We start from the raw sequence: 16,276 nt of genomic DNA, 5'->3' as shown, positions 1-16,276 counted from the left end.
GTGGGGGGGGGCGGCGTGGGGGCGCGTGCTATTTTGTTCCCTTCTCCGGCCGGCGCCCCCCCCGGCCCCCGCCCGGGGGGGGGGGGGCACCCGCGTCTCAGCCGGCCGGCCTGCGCCGGAACCGCGGCCTCCAGGCCCTCCGGGCACGGGAGCGGCAGCGGATTTCCGCCGCCCGCGGTCAGCGGCGGGGTGTGCCGTCGTCGGACTCGATGTCATCGACGTAGGCGGCGGCCCGCTTGCGGGCCTTGAACCAGAAGTAGAGGCCGAGGCCGATCAGGATCAGGGGTATCAGGCGTGCCACGGGAACACCGGTCCTTGTCGTGGATGGGTACAGAAGGGGCGGGGCGCTCCCACGGTCGCACAACGGCGGCCGGGGGAGAGGCCCGCTACTGGAGCAGCGTCGCCGGGCTGCCGCCGTTCGCCTCGTAGCCGGCGACCGCCAGGGCCCGGTGGACGGTGTACTCGGCGGCCGGGTCGGAGTTCTCCGTCCACGGCAGCGCGCCCACGTGCCCGTCGATGTGGACGAACTGGTTCATCGCCTCCGACCAGCGCTCCATCCGGACCAGGAAGAGCACCAGGAGATGGCGGACATGGGCGAGCATCGGATCGTCGGCCCGGGCCGCGTGGACCGCGAACAGGGCGCCCTCGACCGCCTTGGTCACCGCCTGGCTCTGGTAGAAGCTCCGCACCATGTTGACCTCGGGCAGGTGCTCGTACAGCGCGAAGAGCGGCAGCGCGGCCAGCAGCGAGCCCTGCGGGGCGCGGGCGGCCGCGGCGGTGGCGAAGCGGTCGGCCTCCTCGCGGGAGCCGTGCCACTTCTCGCACCAGAAGTGCAGCGCCGCGATGTGCGCGCCCATGTGCGCCGGCGCCCGGTCGATGATCTTCGCCCAGAGCTGGTCGAACTCCTCGTGGGAGTAGCCGAGCCCGCGGGCCGCGGCCAGCTCCACCAGGTACGGCACCGGGTCGCCCGGTGCCAGCAGGGCCGCCTCCCCGATGACCGTACGGGCCTCCTCCAGGATGATCCGGAAGTCGTCCGTACCGGCCGTGGACGAACGCCAGGCCTGCTGCACCAGGAATTCGGCGTGCACGGCCGCGCCGCCCGCGTCCTTGGGCGCCTCGGCCCGCCACTTGCGCAGCCAGGCCCCGCCGACGCCCGGACGCTGCACCAGCTCCAGCGAGGCCGCACCGGCGAACGCCTGCACCCGCTGCCACCGCACCTCGCCCTCCTTGGGCGTCCCGGACAGCAGCTGCGAGGCCGCCCGCCACTCCTGGGTGGCCTGGACGACTTCGAGCACGTCCAGGAGGTCCTGGTCGGGGCCCGGCATCCGGATGTCCAGCTCCTCCTGGCGGGCGAAGCCGTAGGTGTCCGGGTCGGCGGCGTCGGGGGAGCCGGGCGCCACCTGACGGATACCGCCCCGGCGCCGCAGCGCGAAGGGGCCGACCACCGCGGCGAGCATGCACAGGGCGAGCAGGAACCAGAGAATCTCCATACCCCCCATTGTCCCGGACGGCCCGGTGCTCCGTGAGGGCCCTCGGAACGAACTACGCTCGGGCCCCATGAGCGACCAGCACAGCTTCGAAACTCTCGCGATCCACGCGGGAAACACCGCCGATCCCCTCACCGGCGCTGTTGTTCCGCCCATTTACCAGGTGTCCACGTACAAGCAGGACGGCGTGGGCGGGCTGCGTGGCGGCTACGAGTACAGCCGCAGCGCCAACCCGACGCGCACCGCACTGGAGGAGAACCTGGCGGCCCTGGAGGGCGGCCGCCGCGGACTGGCCTTCGCGTCCGGTCTGGCCGCGGAGGACTGCCTGCTCCGCACGCTGCTGACCCCCGGTGACCACGTGGTCATCCCGAACGACGCCTACGGCGGCACGTTCCGGCTGTTCGCGAAGGTCGCCTCGCGCTGGGGCGTGGAGTTCTCGGTGGCCGACACCTCGGACGTGGCGGCGGTACGGGCCGCGATCCAGCCGCGCACCAAGGCGGTCTGGGTGGAGACGCCCTCCAACCCGCTGCTCGGCATCACCGACATCGCGGCCGTCGCCGGTGTCGCCCGCGCCGCGGGTGCACGGCTGGTCGTCGACAACACCTTCGCCAGCCCCTACCTCCAGCAGCCCCTCGCCCTGGGCGCCGACGTGGTGGTGCACTCCACCACCAAGTACATGGGCGGCCACTCGGACGTCGTCGGCGGCGCGCTGATCGTCAACGACCCCGAGCTCTCCGAGGAGTTGGCCTACCACCAGAACGCGATGGGCGCGGTGGCCGGGCCCTTCGACGCCTGGCTGGTGCTGCGCGGCATCAAGACCCTCGCCGTCCGGATGGACCGGCACAGCGAGAACGCGACCAAGGTCGCCGACCTGCTGACCCGGCACCCCAAGGTCACCCAGGTCCTCTACCCGGGGCTGCCCGAGCACCAGGGGCACGAGGTCGCCGCCAAGCAGATGAAGGCGTTCGGCGGCATGGTGTCCTTCCGGGTCGCGGGCGGCGAGGAGGCCGCGGTCGAGGTCTGCAACCGGGCGAAGCTCTTCACGCTCGGTGAGTCACTCGGCGGTGTCGAGTCACTGCTCGAACACCCGGGCCGGATGACGCACGCCTCGGCCGCCGGATCTCCGCTTGAGGTCCCCGCCGACCTGGTCAGGCTCTCCGTCGGCATCGAGAACGGCGACGACCTGCTGGCCGATCTGACGCAGGCACTCGGCTAGGTGTATTGCGGCCGCCGGCCGGTGCGTGGGGATCCGCGTGCCGCCCGGCGGCCGCATCATGTCAGGGCCACCCGGCACGGGCCCGTGGCTACCGGCCGCCCAGCGGCGGGGTCGTCTCCGCCGGCGGCACCTGCCAGGGCTGGACCGTCACCGCCCACACCGTGAACGCCACCGCGGCGGCGACCAGCGCCAGCAGGCCCAGCAGCCGCAGGACCCGCTGCCGGCGCAGCAGCCGGCCGCCCTGCTGCACCGCCCGCTCCGCCAGATCGGCGGGCACCTGCGGATGCGGCCCCTCCAGCATCCGCCGGACCTCGTCCTCCTTGCGGCCGGTCCCGCTCATGGCGCGGCCCCCAGCGGCCGGGTGGGCCCGCGCCGGACGGTGGGACCGCGGGTGCCGCGCATCGTGGCCACCGACCGGTTGCAGATCGCGCGGACCCGGTCCACCGGAAGTCCGAGCAGGGCGGCGGTCTGCTCCTCGGCGACCCCCTCGTACAGCCGCAGCACGAGGACGAGCCGTTCCTGCGGCGTCAGCCGGTCCAACAGCCCGCCGCGCGGGCGGTGGTGGCGCCAGGCCTCCCTCGCGAACCGGCCGGTGAGATCCTGCCGGGTCCGGTTGTACGGATCCTCGCCGTGCAGCCGGTCCCAGTTCGCGTACGTACGGGCCAGCGCTGCCGTCAGCAGCCGCTGTGCGCGCTCGTTTGCCCCGGGCGGCCGGACGGGTTCCGCGGTGAGCAGGGTGGCGGCGTGCAGCAGCCGGCCTGCCGCGCCCGCCACGAAGGCATCGAACTCCTGGGCGCGGCGCCGCTGTCGGCCCGCCTGGCGCTCTCGCACCCTGTCATCCGAGCGCTCCGCGGGTCCCGGGTCAAGACCCGGGACCGGCTAGCCGGCGGAGGGCGGCTGGTGCGTGACCTGCCGCGCGGCCAGGGCCGCGTTGAAACGGGTGAGCAGGGTGCAGAACACGTCCCGCTCCTCCTCGTCCCAGTCTCCCGTCACCTGCGACATCAACTCGCGCCGCGAGGCGCGGACCTCGTCCAGGCGGGCCTGGCCTCGCGGGGAGAGCTGGAGCACGACGGCGCGGCCGTCCTCGGGGTGCGAGGTCCGCTTGACCAGACCGGTGTCCACCAGCGGCGCGACCTGCCGGGTCACGGTCGAGGAGTCGATCCCCATCCCGGCGGCAAGCGCCTTGACGCCCATGGGGCCTTCCCGGTCCAGCCGGTTGAGCAGCAGGTACGCGGCCCGGTCCATGGAGTTGCGCACCTGGCCGACGCCGCCGAGGCGGGTCTGCTCGGCACGCCGGGCGAAGACCGCCACCTGGTGCTGCAGAGTGTCGAGCAGATGGTCGGGACCCGGATTCTCCGGGGTGGCGCCCCCGGAGGGAGACGCGGCAGTCGTCATGTCCTGAGGGGGCATGGCCGGGGGCTCTCTTCGTGCGGTGTCGGATGGGTGGGGGACAGAGTACGCGGCCCCGGGGCAACGCGTACCAGTGCTGCACAAACCTGCGGACATCGACGCAGGACGACACGGCATGCGGCGGCCACAACCCCTTTCAGCTGCAAGACTTGCGGAATGAACTTCACGCCGCCCGGCCCGTTCCCCCCGTTGATTCTCGACGACATCAAGGGGGCCCAGAAGATGCTCTCCGGCGTGTCCAGGGTCACCGCGATGGAGGGCAGCCGCCATCTGACCGGCCTCGTGGGCGCGCCCGTCCAGTTCAAGTGCGAGAACCTGCAGCGGACCGGATCGTTCAAACTGCGGGGCGCCTACGTACGGATCGCCGGACTCTCCCCGGTGGAACGTGCGGCCGGTGTGGTGGCGGCGAGCGCCGGAAACCATGCGCAGGGTGTCGCGCTCGCGTCTGCGCTGCTAGGCGTACGGTCGACGGTCTTCATGCCCGTCGGGGCGCCGCTGCCGAAGGTCGCCGCGACCCGCGAGTACGGGGCGCGGGTGCGGCTGCACGGTCATGTCGTCGACGAGACGCTGGCAGCGGCGCAGGAGTACGCGCAGGAGACCGGCGCGGTCTTCATCCACCCCTTCGACCACCCGGACATCATCGCCGGGCAGGGAACCGTCGGCCTGGAGATCCTGGAGCAGTGCCCCGAGGTGCGCACCATCGTCGTCGGGATCGGCGGTGGCGGACTCGCCGCGGGGATCGCGGTGGCGGTGAAGGCCGTCCGGCCCGATGTGCGGATCGTCGGCGTGCAGGCGGCGGGCGCGGCCGCCTACCCGCCCTCGCTGGCCGCCGGCCACCCGGTGTCGGTCGGCGCGCTCCAGACGATGGCGGACGGCATGAAGGTGGGGCGGCCGGGCGACGTACCGTTCCCGCTGATCAGGGATCTGGTCGACGAGATCCGTACGGTCTCCGAGGACGAGCTGTCCAGTGCGCTGCTGCTCTGCCTGGAGCGGGCGAAGATGGTCGTGGAGCCGGCCGGGGCGAGCCCGGTCGCGGCCCTGCTGAGTGACCCGAAGGCGTTCCGCGGGCCCGTGGTGGCGCTGCTCTCCGGCGGCAACGTGGATCCCCTGCTGATGCAGCGCATCCTGACGCACGGAATGTCGGCGGCCGGCCGCTATCTGAGCCTGCGGCTGCGCCTGACGGACCGCCCCGGCGCGCTGGCCACCATGCTGGCCGTGCTCTCGGTGGCCGACGCCAACGTCCTGGACGTGAGCCATGTGCGCACCGACCCGCGGCTCGGTCTCACCGAGGCCGAGGTGGAGCTGCATCTGGAGACCAAGGGCCCGGAGCACTGCGAGGAGGTCGCGGCGGCGCTGCGCGAGGCGGGCTATCTGGTGATGAACTGACCCGCTCGCGCGGCGCCCGCCCGTGTTTCAGGGGCGCTGGGACCGCAGCTCGTGCGCGAAGGGCGGCTCGGCGCCCGCCCGCGCGCAGGTGGCCGCAGCGGCGCGGGCGGCGAAGCCGAGCACCTGTTGCCAGTCGGCCTCGGTCATCCCCGCCAGGGCGTCGGCGGACAGCAGGCCGCGTTCGGACAGGGCGTGCAGAAGCGCCGCGTTGACGGTGTCACCGGCACCGATGGTGTCGATGACCCGGACGGGCTCACCGGGTACCGAGTACGTGCCGCCGCGCGTATGGGCCGTCAGGCCGTCCTCGCCCCTGGTGACCACGACGGCTGCGGGACCGGCGGCCAGCCAGCCCGCGATGTCGCACCCGAGCCACTGCGCGTCCTCCTCGCTGAGCTTCAGCAGCGAGACGGACGGCAGCAAGCGGCTGAAGCGGGCCCGGTAGGCCTCCGGATCCGTGATGAGGCCGGCGCGCACATTGGGGTCCAGGGCGATGAAGCGCCCGAGCCGCCCCTCACGGCGCAGCAGTTCCTCGTACGCACTCGCCCCCGGTTCGAGCACCAGCGAGCAGGTGCCGAACGACACCGCCCGGGTCTCGGCGGGCAGCGCGCCCGGCAGGGCGAAGAGCCGGTCGGCGGTGCCCTGGCAGTAGAAGGTGTACGCGGCCGAGCCGCCCGCCTCGATGGCGGCGACGGCCAGCGTGGTCGGCTCAGGCCCCCGCTGGACCAGATCGAGGACCACGTTCTCCTCGTGCAGACGGTCGGTCAGGGACATGCCGAAGGCGTCCGTCGAGATCCGTGAGCAGAAGGCGACGGAGGAGCCGAGGCGGGCCAGCGCGACGGCCGTGTTGTACGGCCCGCCGCCGCGGGCGGGCACCAGCGGGGCCGAGGCGTTCCCGGTGGCCTCCGGCACCAGGTCGATCAGTGCCTCACCGGCGACGACGATCACGACGGGGTTCCTTTCGGACGGCAGCCCGGCGGACTGCGGCGTGGCCGGGCGGACGCGCGGCTCCGGGCGGGAGCGGTCCCCGCACCGGCAGGACATGGCACTGGAGTCAGTGGAGTCACGTACCCGGGCCCGGTCACATCCGGTGGGAGGAGCGGCCGTCCGGCTCCGGGACCCGGCCCGGGCCGGCCACGGTGATCAGCACCTTGACGTGTTCCGGTTCGAGCGCGGCGGCGAAGGCCTGGCCGGCGTCCTCCAGCGGGAAGGTGGCGGTGACGATCGCGTCGGTGTCGATGACCCCGGAAGTGATCAGGCCGAGGGCGGTGCGGTAGTCGTCGGCGGTGTACATGAGCGTGCCCTCGATGCGGATCTCACGATCCTGGACGAGGTCCAGCCGGATCGGTGTGGGGCCGGGTGCTCCGACGCCGACGACGATGATCCGGCCGCCCTTGGCCACCAGGTCGATGGCCTGGGCCATGGACTGTTCGCGGGCGACGCAGTCGAAGACCACGTCGGCCGGGCCGCCCAGGATGTCCTGGGCCTGCACGGCCGGGTCGGACGCGTCGGCCCGGACCGCACCGTCGGCGCCCAGCCGCACCGCACGCTCCCGTTTGGTGTCCAGCAGGTCGGTGACCACGATCCGGGCGGCACCGGCGTGCCGGGCCGCCGCCAGGACGAGCAGCCCGATGGGGCCGGCGCCGAGGACCGCCACGGTGCGGCCGGTGAGGTCACCGGCCTTGGCCACGGCGTGGACCGGGGTGGCGAGGGGTTCGACGAGCGCGGCCTGGAGGTCGGACATCGCCTCGGGTACCCGGTGGACACGGTCGGCGGGGATCGTGAAGAGGTCGGCCATGCCGCCGGGGGTCTGGCAGCCGAACACCGTCAGCTCCCGGCAGATGTTGTAGCGGCCCGAGCGGCACTGCTCGCACCGGCCGCAGTACAGGTTGGGTTCGACGATCACCCTTGTGCCCGGGGCGAAGTCCTCGGCCCCGGTGCCGACGGCGGCGACCGTCCCGACCACCTCGTGCCCGGGGCGGTACGGCAGGTCGATGAAGGGGTGGTGACCGAGGGCGGCGTGGGTGTCGGACCCGCATATCCCGACGACGCTGCTGCGGATGAGGAGTTCGTTGTCGCCGGGCCCGGGTACGGGCACCTCCTCGATGCTGATGTCGTCGATGGACCGGACGAGCACACGGCGATTTCGCTGGGGCATGGTCAGGGAGTTCCGTTCGGTGCGGTGCGGTGCGGTGCGGTGCAGTGCGGTGCGGGGGGCGATGACGCCCTGCCCCGGTCAGGACTGCGGCTGCGGTGCCGGCTCGGCTTCCTTCTCCGGCGCGACCCGGTCCCGCCGCGGGGCGGTCTCCCGGATCGAGGTGACCGCGAAGGTCAGGGTGACGGCGGACAGGAGCATCACGTAGAAGGACGGGGCGAGTTTGCTTCCGGTACTGGCGACCAGCCAGGTGGCCACGTAGGGGACCGAGCCGCCGAACGCCGAGACCACCAGGTTGTACGGGATGGCCATCGCGCCACTGCGGATCCGCGCGGGGAACTGCTCGGCCATCATCGCGCTCAACGCGCCGTCGAACACCGCGATCAGGAGGCCGAGGACCGTCATGGCGATGATCGCGTTCGCCACGCTGCCGAGCGACATCAGGTAGAACGCCGGCCAGGTGAGCACGACGAAACCGGCGCTGCCCGCGATGAGCATCGGCTTACGGCCGACGCGGTCGGAGAGGGCGCCCATGACCGGTACGGCGATGGCGGTGACCCCGATGGCGACGGTCGTGGTCGTGAAGGCCTGGCTGGTGCTGAACCCGAGGTCGCCGCTGAGGAAGCTCGGCAGGAAGGACACCAGCGCCCAGTGCGCGATCGCCTTGAGGAGCAGGACGCCGCACAGCACCAGCATCGCCTTGGAGCCGGTACGGAACGCCTCCTTCGTCGGAGATTCCGCGACACCGCCGCTGGCCTCCAGCTCGCGGAACTCCGGGGAGTCCTCCAGCTTCACCCGGATGTAGAGACCGACCGCGCCGAGCGGAAGCGCGAGGAGGAACGGGATCCGCCAGCCCCAGCCGGTCATCGCGTCGTTTCCGAGCACGTTGATCAGCGCGAGCGCGAGTGCGGAACCGACGACGGAGGCCATGAAGCCGATCCCGTCCATCCAGCTCGTCATGAATCCGCGGCGGGTGCGTGGCGAGTGCTCGAACAGCAGCGCCACCGCGTTGGACGTCTCGCCGCCGGCCCCGAAGCCCTGCACCATCCTGACGAGCACCAGCAGTACGGGGGCGAGGATGCCCACGCTGTCGTACGTGGGCAGCACGCCCATCGCGAACGTCGAACCTGAGGTGAGCAGAACGACGATGGCCAGGGTGCGCTGCCGGCCGATGCGGTCCCCGAGCGGTCCGAAGAAGAGGCCGCCGAGCGGCCGCAGGACGAACCCGATGGCGGAGACGGCGAAGGTGGACAGCAGCGCGGCCGTCGGATTGCCGGAGACGAAGAAGTTCGAGGCGAGGAAGGTGGCCAGCAGCCCGTAGACACCGACGTCGTACCACTCGATGAAATGTCCGACGCCCGCCGCCACGAGGACCTTCCGGGCCTGCGGGGTGATCTTCTGGCTTTCCGCCTCTGCGTGACTGTTCACAGCGTTCTCCTGATGAAGTGTCATTGCGCCGGCGACGTCACGCGGCCGCCCTGTTCCTGGATCGCTGCCTTGATCTGCCCGGCTTCCAGCTGTCGCGGCTGCTTCCCGCCGGCCGCGGCGAGTGCGGCGGCCACGCCCGCGGCCTGGCCCGTCGCGGCACAGGTGGCACCCACCCGCGCCGACCCGAGTGCCTCGCGGTCCACCGAGATGCACCGGCCGGCCACGAGCAGGCTGTCGGTCGTCCGCGGCAGCAGCGTGCGGTACGGGATCTCGTAGGGGAGCGGCACGTACATGGCGTGCACGCCGACGTCCCCGGCCGGGTGCACATCGATCGGCCAGCAGCCGATCGCGATGCTGTCGTCGAACCGGGCGTTGGCGCGGATGTCGTCGCCGGTGAGGGTGTACGCCCCGACGAGGCGTCGTGTCTCGCGGACGCCGATCTGGGTGCTCGTGTGCAGCAGCCGCCCGTTCGCGAACGCCGGGCTGTGCTCGCGCAGGGCGTCGAGCAGGACGACGGAGTCCTTGCGGCCGGTGATCTCCGCGCGGGTGAGATCGTCCGCGTTGGACGCGTCGCCGATGACACGGGTGGTGTTGACCCAGGCGATGTCCTTCTCCATGCCGCCGAACCACGGGCCGCCGAACGGCGGCAGCTCGCCCCGCGCGCGGGCCGCCCGCATGGCGTCCACGTCCAGGTCGATGTCCCTGCGGGTGGAGGCGTACCGCCCGAGCAGCGGCTCCTTCAGCAGGGTCGCCTCCGGGCCGATGGGGATGCGGACCGGAGCGGCGTGCTCGCGTTCCGGGTCCGTCGCCACGTTGCCCACCCGGAACGGCATGGTCATCGGCTGCAGCGTGTTGCCCTTGGCCCAGTCGTCACCGGCACCGGACACGATGTCGCCGTTGCCGGTGCAGTCCACGGTGACCGAGGCGCGGATGGCGCGCCGGCCGTCGACGTTCTCGACGTACACACCGCGTACGGCCCCGTCCTCGACGATCGGGCGGGCACCCCAGCTGTGCAGCAGCATGCCGATGCCCTCGGCCTCGATCATCTCGTCGGCGACGCGCTTCATGACCTCCGGATCGGAGTTCAGCACCCAGCCGTCACCGTCGACCGCGCCGCCCTCCTTCGCGGCGCGGGCGAGCCACTCCGCGGGAACGCCCTCCACGCAGCGCTGGTACGGGCGCAGCCAGGAGTTGTAGCCGGCGAGTGTGAGTACCATTCCCGCGGTCCACATCCCGCCGAGAAAACCGTGCCGCTCGACGAGGAACGTGCTCGCGCCCGCCCGCGCCGCGGCGACGGCGGCGCACACACCGGCCGGGCCGCCGCCGACGACCAGGACGTCGACGTCGGCCACCACCGGGATGTCCCGGGCCTGTTCGTACACCGTGGTCTGTTGCTTGTCCGTGTTCGGCATCGCCATGTTCCTCATCAGCTCGCTGTACGTCGTCGGTCGTCGCCGCCGGCCGAGGCCCGGATCCTCAGCTCCGGCGGCAGACAGATGGTGGTGGCGGGGGCGGTCGAACCCTGGATGCGCTCGAACAGCAGGTCCGCGGCCCGCGCGCCGATCTCGTCGGCCGGTGGGCGGACGCTGGCCAGCGCGGGTTGGAGGTACGCGGCGAACGGCAGGTCACCGTGCCCGATCACCGAGACCTGGGAGGGCACGTCGATGCCCCTCTCGGCCAGTGCGCGGAACAGGCCGAGCGCGAAGTAGTCGCTCCCGGTCAGAACCGCCGCGCCCGGTTCGAGACCGCTCACCAGCTGCTGGGCGCACTCGTAGGCGGCGGCCGGTTCCCACGGCAGGACCCGCCGCCCGTGCGCCGGTACCGGCACCAGCGTGACGGTGTCCTCCCGTACGGGGAGGCCTCGTTCGGTGAGTGCGCGGTGGAAGCCGGCGCGTCGGTCGGCCGCCGAGGAGAACGGCACGTCCTCCTCCAGCAGGTGGATGCTGGAGGCACCGGTGTCGAGCAGATGGGAGGCGGCTTCGTAGGCCCCGCGCTCGTGGTCGACACCGACGAAGTCGCACTCGAAGCCGTCAAGGCCTCGGTTGACCAGCACGATCGGCACGCCGGAGTCCCGCAGCCGCTGCCAGTGCTCCGCGCCCTCCTGGACGGGGATCACCACGGCCCCGTCCACCCCCCACCGCAGGAGTGTCTCCGCCGCGTCCCGCTCGGTGGCCAGGTCCTCCTCGGTCACCATGAGCAGCAGCGAGTAGCCGTTCGCGCGGCAGCGTTCCTCGACGGCGCTGATCAGCAGCGCGTAGAACGGGTTCGCCGGATGGGTGATGACCATGCCCAGCGTCATCGTGTCGCCGGAGACCAGTGACCTGGCCATCGAGTTCGGTACGTAGCCGAGCCGGTCGGCCTCCGTGCGGATACGGGCCCGGAGCTCCTCACCGACCGAGTCCTTGCCCGCCAGGGCCCGGGACACGGTCTTCACGGAGACCCCCAGCGAATCGGCAATCGTCTTGAGCGTCACACGCCCGCCTGCCCGCATCGCGCTTCCTTCCCACCGTCGGTCGTTATCTGGGTAAACGTTTACCCCGTATGCCGCGTTGATTTCCGGGAGGTAAACGTTGGGGTTAGCGATTACCTTAAGGACGGTTCGTCCCGCCGTCAATGGCTGTCGCGAGCCGCATCTTGTATATCGCGATGTATCGCGTTAGCGTGCCCGTGTCCGGCCCGCCGCGTACACGCGTTCACCTCGTGTGTTCACCGGGCGAGGCGGGTCGGGCAAATCTAGGATCTGTGAGGAAGTCACTCGAACGCACTGGGGGAGCCCCATATGCCAGGCGCGATCTACGCCGAAGGTCTGGTGAAGACCTTCGGCGACGTCACCGCACTCGGCGGTGTCGATCTCGACGTGCCGCAAGGCACCGTCCTCGGACTTCTCGGCCCCAACGGCGCCGGCAAGACGACCGCTGTACGCGTCCTCACGACGCTGCTCATGCCCGACAGCGGCAGCGCCTTCGTCGCGGGCATCGACGTACTGAAGAATCCCAACGAGGTACGGCGTTCGATCGGGCTCTCCGGCCAGTTCGCCGCCGTCGACGAGTACCTGACCGGCCGTGAGAACCTGCAGATGGTCGGCCAGCTCTACCAGATGAGCCGGCGCGACGCGAAGGCCCGGGCGGTGGAGCTGCTGGAGCGGTTCAACCTCGCCGACGCGGCCGACCGCCCCGCCAAGACGTACTCCGGCGGCATGCGCCGCCGGCTCGACCTGGCGGCGGCGCTCGTCGTCTCCCCGCCGGTCATGTTCATGGACGAGCCGACCACCGGCCTCGACCCGCGCAACCGGCAGCAGCTCTGGGAGGTCATCGAGGAGCTCGTCGCCGGGGGTACGACGCTGCTGCTGACCACGCAGTACCTGGAGGAGGCCGACCGCCTCGCTCACGACATCTGCGTCATCGACCACGGACTCGTCATCGCCCGCGGTACCTCCGACCAGCTCAAGGCCCGCACCGGCGGCGAGCGTGTCGAGGTCGTCGTGCACCAGCCCGACCAGATCGACCCGGCCCGCGCCGTTCTCGGCCGGCTGGGCAAGGGCGAGGTCGCGGTCGTCCCGCACATGCGCAAGATGACCGTCCCGGTCGACGGCGGGGCCAAGCTCCTCGCCGAGATCATCCGCGAGCTCGACACCCACGGGGTGGAGATCGACGACATCGGACTGCGCAGGCCCACGCTCGACGATGTGTTCATCTCCCTCACCGGGCACGCCGCCGAACAGCAGAAGGCCAACGAGAACGGGACGGCCGGGCAGGCCGCCGCACCGACGGAGGCACAGGAATGAGCGCCCTCACCGAGTCGACCGCGGCTCCGGCGCCGCGCTCCGGCGGCGGAATCGGCCAGTCCGTACGCGACTCCCTGGTCATCGCCCGCCGCAATCTGATCCGCATGACCCGGATTCCGGAGATGGTCCTGTTCGGGCTCATCCAGCCCGTCATGTTCGTGGTGCTGTTCACCTACGTGTTCGGCGGTTCCATCAAGGTCGGCGGCTCCACCTCGCCCCAGGCCTACCGCGAGTTCCTGATGGCCGGCATCTTCGCCCAGACCGTCACCTTCGCCACCGCGGGCGCCGGCGCGGGCATCGCCGACGACATGCACAAGGGGCTGATCGACCGCTTCAGGTCACTGCCCATGGCCCGGGGCGCCGTCCTGACCGGGCGTACCCTCGCCGACCTCGTACAGACCGCGCTCACGCTCGTCGTCCTCGCGGGCGTCGCGCTCATCGTCGGCTGGCGGGTCCACGAGAACATCGCCAAGGTGCTGCTCGGCTTCGTGCTGCTGCTGTTCCTCGGTTACGCCTTCTCCTGGATCGGCGCACTGATCGGTCTCACGGTCCGCACGCCGGAGGCGGCGACGTCCGGCGGACTGATCTGGCTCTTCCCGCTGACGTTCATCTCGAACGCCTTCGTCGACGCCAACCAGATGCCGACGTTCCTGCGCCACATCGCCGAGTGGAACCCGTTCAGCGCCACCGTGCAGGCCTGCCGGGTGCTCTTCGGCAACCTGCCGGAGGGCTTCGTCACACCGGACGCCTGGCCCATGCAGCACCCGATCATCGCCTCGGCCCTGTGGTCCCTGCTGATCCTGGTGGTCTTCAGGACCCTGGCGGTGCGCAAGTACCGCTCGGCCACGGCCTGAGCACAGCAGGGAGCCCCGGCCGTAGGTGGCCGGGGCTCCCTGCTGCGTTCGTACGGGCCGTGGATCAGCCGGTGTACGGCTTCGCCGAAAGGATCTTCACCGTCGCGGTCTTGCCGTTCGGCAGCTCGTAGTCCGCGGTCTCGCCCATCTTCTTGCCGTTCACGCCCACGCCGAGCGGGGACTGCGGGGAGTACGTCTCGATGTCCGCGCTCGCGTACTCACGGGAGGCCAGGAGGAAGGTCGTCGTGTCGTCGTCATCGCCGTCGAAGGCGATCGTCACGACCATGCCGGGCTCGACCACGCCGTCGTCGGCCGGCGCCTCGCCGACCTTGGCGTGCTCAAGGAGCTGGGTCAGCTGGCGCACCCGGAGCTCCATCTTGCCCTGCTCCTCCTTGGCCGCGTGGTACCCGCCGTTCTCGCGCAGGTCCCCCTCCTCACGGGCCGCCGCGATCTTTACGGCGATCTCCGTGCGCGCGGGACCAGACAGGTACTCCAGCTCGGCCTTGAGCTGGTTGTACGCCTCCTGCGTGAGCCAGGTGACGTTTTCGCTGGTCTGGGTCACAGGGTGCTCCTCGTCGGTACTGGGAATACAAAGCATCGCCCTACCCGGAAGCATGTGCTTCTCCGGGTGGGCGAAACCACGAGCCTAACAATTCCCCAGGAAAAGGGGGAGAAGGTAAACACCTGCTGCTGTTGAGCCGCAGGTCAGCGCCGACGGGCGCGGTTCAGGACGTGCGTGCGGCGGTCAACTCGACGCCCCGCCGTCGTCCGTGCAGCCCAGCAGCTCGACGCTGGTCGCCCTGGACGTCGTACGCAGCGAGAGGACGCGGTCGATCCGCTCGGTGGCCTCGTCGAAACGGAAGTCCTTGCGGGCGACGTCGGTGCCGTCCTCGCGCTGTGAGCGGATCGTGCAGTAGCCCTTGGCGTCCCGGTCCTTGCGGACCTCCAGGTGCACCTCGACCCGCTCGTCCGAGACGACCTTGAACTTGATCACCTCGGCGCTGACGCCCTGACCTGCGACGTAGTCGTAGCCGATCCAGCCGATCACGCCGAGCAGGGCGACGCCGAGCACCGAGCCGATGATCTTGAGTTTGCGGTCCGCGGGCTGGTCCGCGGAGCGGCCGTAGCGGTTCTCGGAGGGCGCTTCGCGCACCGCGGTCATGATCGTTCCTCCCGTACCGGGGATCGAGGAATTTTCCGCCCCCCGGTTCGGTCACTATAGAAGCCTCCACCCGCCACCCGACCGCCACCCCACACCGACGTCCCTGCGGGACGGCACCCTGATGGCGATCAATCACTGAGGATCGAGTCTTGACTGAGCAGCTTCGACTGATGGCCGTGCACGCCCACCCCGACGACGAGTCGAGCAAGGGCGCGGCCACCATGGCCAAGTATGTGTCCGAGGGGGTGGACGTGCTGGTCGTGACCTGCACGGGAGGCGAGCGCGGCTCCATCCTCAACCCGAAACTCCAGGGTGACTCGTACATCGAGGAGAACATCCACGAGGTGCGCAGGAAGGAGATGGACGAGGCCCGCGCGATCCTCGGCGTCAAGCAGGAGTGGCTCGGCTTCGTCGACTCCGGGCTGCCCGAGGGCGACCCGCTGCCGCCGCTGCCCGACGGCTGCTTCGCGCTGGAGGACGAGGTGAAGGCGGCAGGGCGTCTCGTCGCGAAGATCCGCGCGTTCCGGCCGCAGGTCATCACCACGTACGACGAGAACGGGGGCTACCCGCACCCCGACCACATCATGACCCACACGATCTCGATGATCGCCTTCGAGGGCGCGGCGGACACCGAGAAGTTCCCCGAGGCGGAGTTCGGTCCGGCCTGGTCGCCGCAGAAGCTCTACTACAACCAGGGCTTCAACAAGCCGCGCACGGTCGCGCTGCACGAGGCCCTGCTGGCCCGCGGCATGGAGTCCCCGTACGCGGACTGGCTGGAGCGCTGGAAGGAGTTCGAGCGCGCCGAACGCACGCTGACCACGCATATCCCGTGCGCGGACTTCTTCGAGATCCGTGACAAGGCGCTGATCGCGCACGCGACGCAGATCGATCCGGAAGGCGGCTGGTTCCGGGTTCCGATGGACATCCAGCAGGAGGTCTGGCCGACCGAGGAGTACGAGCTGGCGAAGTCCCTCGTCGATACCTCCCTCCCCGAGAGCGACCTCTTCGCGGGCATCCGCGACAATGGCTGATATGTACGCGACTCAGGCACTGACGCACCTCGTCCCGCTCGCCGAGGAACTGGACAAGAACAAGGTGACCCCCGGGGTCCTCGGCTTCATCGTCTTCGCGGCGCTCGCCGCGGGCGTGTGGCTGTTGATGAAGTCGATGAACCGGCACATGGGGAAGGTCGATTTCGAGGAGGCGCCGGACGCGTCCGGCGACGCGGAGGGCGTGGGGGCTTCGGTGGCTCCGGCCTCGGCCGCGGGTTCCGCGAAGCGGAAGTAGCCGGGGGGCGGGGGGCGGGGCGGTACCGGAGGCCGGTGACCGCTCCGCCCTCGACGCCGGGCGGGCGGCTGGGGTGTCCTCAAGCGCCGGGCGGGCTTGGTTTGGCGGGC

General features: G+C 71.0%; 18 protein-coding genes. 6 read left to right on the top strand and 12 right to left on the bottom strand.

Translation table 11 applies throughout. The features are described from left to right. Positions 1 to 178 precede the first annotated feature (178 nt). Both ACFVW8_RS28790 and ACFVW8_RS28785 read right to left on the bottom strand, forming a co-directional pair. Positions 179 to 301 (bottom strand): hypothetical protein, encoded by a 123-nt coding sequence (locus ACFVW8_RS28790; RefSeq protein ID WP_389695013.1) that lies wholly within the window; start codon positions 299 to 301, stop codon positions 179 to 181. Between the two features lie 85 nt (positions 302 to 386). Next, positions 387 to 1,490 carry a hypothetical protein gene (locus ACFVW8_RS28785; RefSeq protein ID WP_389695011.1) on the bottom strand — a complete coding sequence of 368 codons (1,104 nt, stop codon included), beginning with the start codon at positions 1,488 to 1,490 and terminating at the stop codon, positions 387 to 389. A gap of 67 nt (positions 1,491 to 1,557) precedes the next feature. Between ACFVW8_RS28785 and ACFVW8_RS28780 the strand changes: the two genes are divergently transcribed. Then, the gene (locus tag ACFVW8_RS28780; RefSeq protein ID WP_389695009.1) at positions 1,558 to 2,703 is read left to right on the top strand and encodes a cystathionine gamma-synthase; all 1,146 of its coding nucleotides are present in this window, start codon (positions 1,558 to 1,560) and stop codon (positions 2,701 to 2,703) included. An 88-nt stretch (positions 2,704 to 2,791) separates the two neighbouring features. Here ACFVW8_RS28780 and ACFVW8_RS28775 read toward each other — a convergent pair whose 3' ends face one another. The 3 genes from ACFVW8_RS28775 to ACFVW8_RS28765 are packed head-to-tail and all read right to left on the bottom strand — an operon-like array spanning position 2,792 to position 4,113. Continuing rightward, entirely contained in the window at positions 2,792 to 3,043 is a 252-nt protein-coding gene (locus ACFVW8_RS28775; protein WP_389695007.1) for a hypothetical protein, read from the bottom strand. Then, positions 3,040 to 3,534: a sigma factor-like helix-turn-helix DNA-binding protein gene (locus ACFVW8_RS28770; RefSeq protein WP_389695005.1), complete on the bottom strand. Its 495-nt coding sequence runs from the start codon at positions 3,532 to 3,534 to the stop codon at positions 3,040 to 3,042. Before ACFVW8_RS28770 ends, ACFVW8_RS28775 begins: the two co-directional genes overlap by 4 nt. Positions 3,535 to 3,582: 48 nt before the next feature. Beyond that, positions 3,583 to 4,113, bottom strand: coding sequence for a MarR family winged helix-turn-helix transcriptional regulator (locus ACFVW8_RS28765; RefSeq protein ID WP_389695003.1), 531 nt, complete (start codon positions 4,111 to 4,113; stop codon positions 3,583 to 3,585). A 156-nt stretch (positions 4,114 to 4,269) separates the two neighbouring features. Between ACFVW8_RS28765 and ilvA the strand changes: the two genes are divergently transcribed. Then, positions 4,270 to 5,499: a threonine ammonia-lyase gene (ilvA, locus tag ACFVW8_RS28760; protein WP_389695001.1), complete on the top strand. Its 1,230-nt coding sequence runs from the start codon at positions 4,270 to 4,272 to the stop codon at positions 5,497 to 5,499. 27 nt (positions 5,500 to 5,526) lie between these two features. Here the strand turns inward: ilvA and ACFVW8_RS28755 are convergent, their stop codons facing one another. From ACFVW8_RS28755 to ACFVW8_RS28735, 5 genes are all read right to left on the bottom strand, one after another. After that, entirely contained in the window at positions 5,527 to 6,444 is a 918-nt protein-coding gene (locus ACFVW8_RS28755; RefSeq protein WP_389694999.1) for a carbohydrate kinase, read from the bottom strand. A gap of 133 nt (positions 6,445 to 6,577) precedes the next feature. Then, positions 6,578 to 7,654, bottom strand: coding sequence for a zinc-binding dehydrogenase (locus ACFVW8_RS28750; RefSeq protein WP_389694997.1), 1,077 nt, complete (start codon positions 7,652 to 7,654; stop codon positions 6,578 to 6,580). Positions 7,655 to 7,732: 78 nt separating this feature from the next. Then, positions 7,733 to 9,079 (bottom strand): MFS transporter, encoded by a 1,347-nt coding sequence (locus tag ACFVW8_RS28745; RefSeq protein WP_389694995.1) that lies wholly within the window; start codon positions 9,077 to 9,079, stop codon positions 7,733 to 7,735. A 20-nt stretch (positions 9,080 to 9,099) separates the two neighbouring features. Next, entirely contained in the window at positions 9,100 to 10,491 is a 1,392-nt protein-coding gene (locus tag ACFVW8_RS28740) for an FAD-dependent oxidoreductase (RefSeq protein WP_389694993.1), read from the bottom strand. Between the two features lie 14 nt (positions 10,492 to 10,505). Further along, positions 10,506 to 11,570, bottom strand: coding sequence for a LacI family DNA-binding transcriptional regulator (locus ACFVW8_RS28735; RefSeq protein ID WP_389694991.1), 1,065 nt, complete (start codon positions 11,568 to 11,570; stop codon positions 10,506 to 10,508). A 288-nt stretch (positions 11,571 to 11,858) separates the two neighbouring features. Between ACFVW8_RS28735 and ACFVW8_RS28730 the strand changes: the two genes are divergently transcribed. Together ACFVW8_RS28730 and ACFVW8_RS28725 are read left to right on the top strand one after the other, a co-directional pair. Next, on the top strand, positions 11,859 to 12,863 hold the full coding sequence (locus ACFVW8_RS28730) for an ATP-binding cassette domain-containing protein (RefSeq protein WP_389694989.1): 1,005 nt from the start codon (positions 11,859 to 11,861) through the stop codon (positions 12,861 to 12,863). After that, the gene (locus ACFVW8_RS28725) at positions 12,860 to 13,717 is read left to right on the top strand and encodes an ABC transporter permease (protein ID WP_389694987.1); all 858 of its coding nucleotides are present in this window, start codon (positions 12,860 to 12,862) and stop codon (positions 13,715 to 13,717) included. Before ACFVW8_RS28730 ends, ACFVW8_RS28725 begins: the two co-directional genes overlap by 4 nt. Before the next feature lie 64 nt (positions 13,718 to 13,781). Here ACFVW8_RS28725 and greA read toward each other — a convergent pair whose 3' ends face one another. Next, positions 13,782 to 14,279, bottom strand: a complete 498-nt coding sequence (gene greA, locus ACFVW8_RS28720; protein WP_389694985.1) for a transcription elongation factor GreA — start codon at positions 14,277 to 14,279, stop codon at positions 13,782 to 13,784. A 183-nt stretch (positions 14,280 to 14,462) separates the two neighbouring features. Beyond that, positions 14,463 to 14,879, bottom strand: a complete 417-nt coding sequence (locus tag ACFVW8_RS28715; RefSeq protein WP_389694983.1) for a DUF4307 domain-containing protein — start codon at positions 14,877 to 14,879, stop codon at positions 14,463 to 14,465. 149 nt (positions 14,880 to 15,028) lie between these two features. On the opposite strand from ACFVW8_RS28715, the gene mca reads away from it, so the two are divergent. Together mca and ACFVW8_RS28705 are read left to right on the top strand one after the other, a co-directional pair. Beyond that, positions 15,029 to 15,910, top strand: a complete 882-nt coding sequence (gene mca, locus ACFVW8_RS28710; RefSeq protein ID WP_389694981.1) for a mycothiol conjugate amidase Mca — start codon at positions 15,029 to 15,031, stop codon at positions 15,908 to 15,910. A gap of 1 nt (position 15,911) precedes the next feature. Next, a complete protein-coding gene (locus ACFVW8_RS28705; protein ID WP_389694979.1) occupies positions 15,912 to 16,166 on the top strand; it encodes a hypothetical protein in 255 nt (84 codons plus the stop codon). Positions 16,167 to 16,276: the final 110 nt, after the last annotated feature.

The sequence above is a fragment of the Streptomyces sp. NPDC058221 genome (assembly GCF_042882365.1).
GTDB lineage: Bacteria > Actinomycetota > Actinomycetes > Streptomycetales > Streptomycetaceae > Streptomyces.
Note: the sequence above shows the minus strand (reverse complement) of the source record. Positions and strands in the feature narration are given on the sequence as shown.

What these genes read in the sequence shown, in the direction of transcription:
- ACFVW8_RS28780 (WP_389695009.1), top strand. Translation starts at nt 1,558, where the DNA reads ATGAGCGACCAGCACAGCTTCGAAACTCTCGCGATCCACGCGGGAAAC.
- ACFVW8_RS28705 (WP_389694979.1), top strand. Translation starts at nt 15,912, where the DNA reads ATGTACGCGACTCAGGCACTGACGCACCTCGTCCCGCTCGCCGAGGAA.
- ilvA (WP_389695001.1), top strand. Translation starts at nt 4,270, where the DNA reads ATGAACTTCACGCCGCCCGGCCCGTTCCCCCCGTTGATTCTCGACGAC.
- ACFVW8_RS28740 (WP_389694993.1), bottom strand. Translation starts at nt 10,491, where the DNA reads ATGCCGAACACGGACAAGCAACAGACCACGGTGTACGAACAGGCCCGG.
- ACFVW8_RS28775 (WP_389695007.1), bottom strand. Translation starts at nt 3,043, where the DNA reads ATGAGCGGGACCGGCCGCAAGGAGGACGAGGTCCGGCGGATGCTGGAG.
- ACFVW8_RS28765 (WP_389695003.1), bottom strand. Translation starts at nt 4,113, where the DNA reads ATGCCCCCTCAGGACATGACGACTGCCGCGTCTCCCTCCGGGGGCGCC.
- ACFVW8_RS28715 (WP_389694983.1), bottom strand. Translation starts at nt 14,879, where the DNA reads ATGACCGCGGTGCGCGAAGCGCCCTCCGAGAACCGCTACGGCCGCTCC.
- ACFVW8_RS28725 (WP_389694987.1), top strand. Translation starts at nt 12,860, where the DNA reads ATGAGCGCCCTCACCGAGTCGACCGCGGCTCCGGCGCCGCGCTCCGGC.
- ACFVW8_RS28750 (WP_389694997.1), bottom strand. Translation starts at nt 7,654, where the DNA reads ATGCCCCAGCGAAATCGCCGTGTGCTCGTCCGGTCCATCGACGACATC.
- ACFVW8_RS28735 (WP_389694991.1), bottom strand. Translation starts at nt 11,570, where the DNA reads ATGCGGGCAGGCGGGCGTGTGACGCTCAAGACGATTGCCGATTCGCTG.
- ACFVW8_RS28785 (WP_389695011.1), bottom strand. Translation starts at nt 1,490, where the DNA reads ATGGAGATTCTCTGGTTCCTGCTCGCCCTGTGCATGCTCGCCGCGGTG.
- ACFVW8_RS28730 (WP_389694989.1), top strand. Translation starts at nt 11,859, where the DNA reads ATGCCAGGCGCGATCTACGCCGAAGGTCTGGTGAAGACCTTCGGCGAC.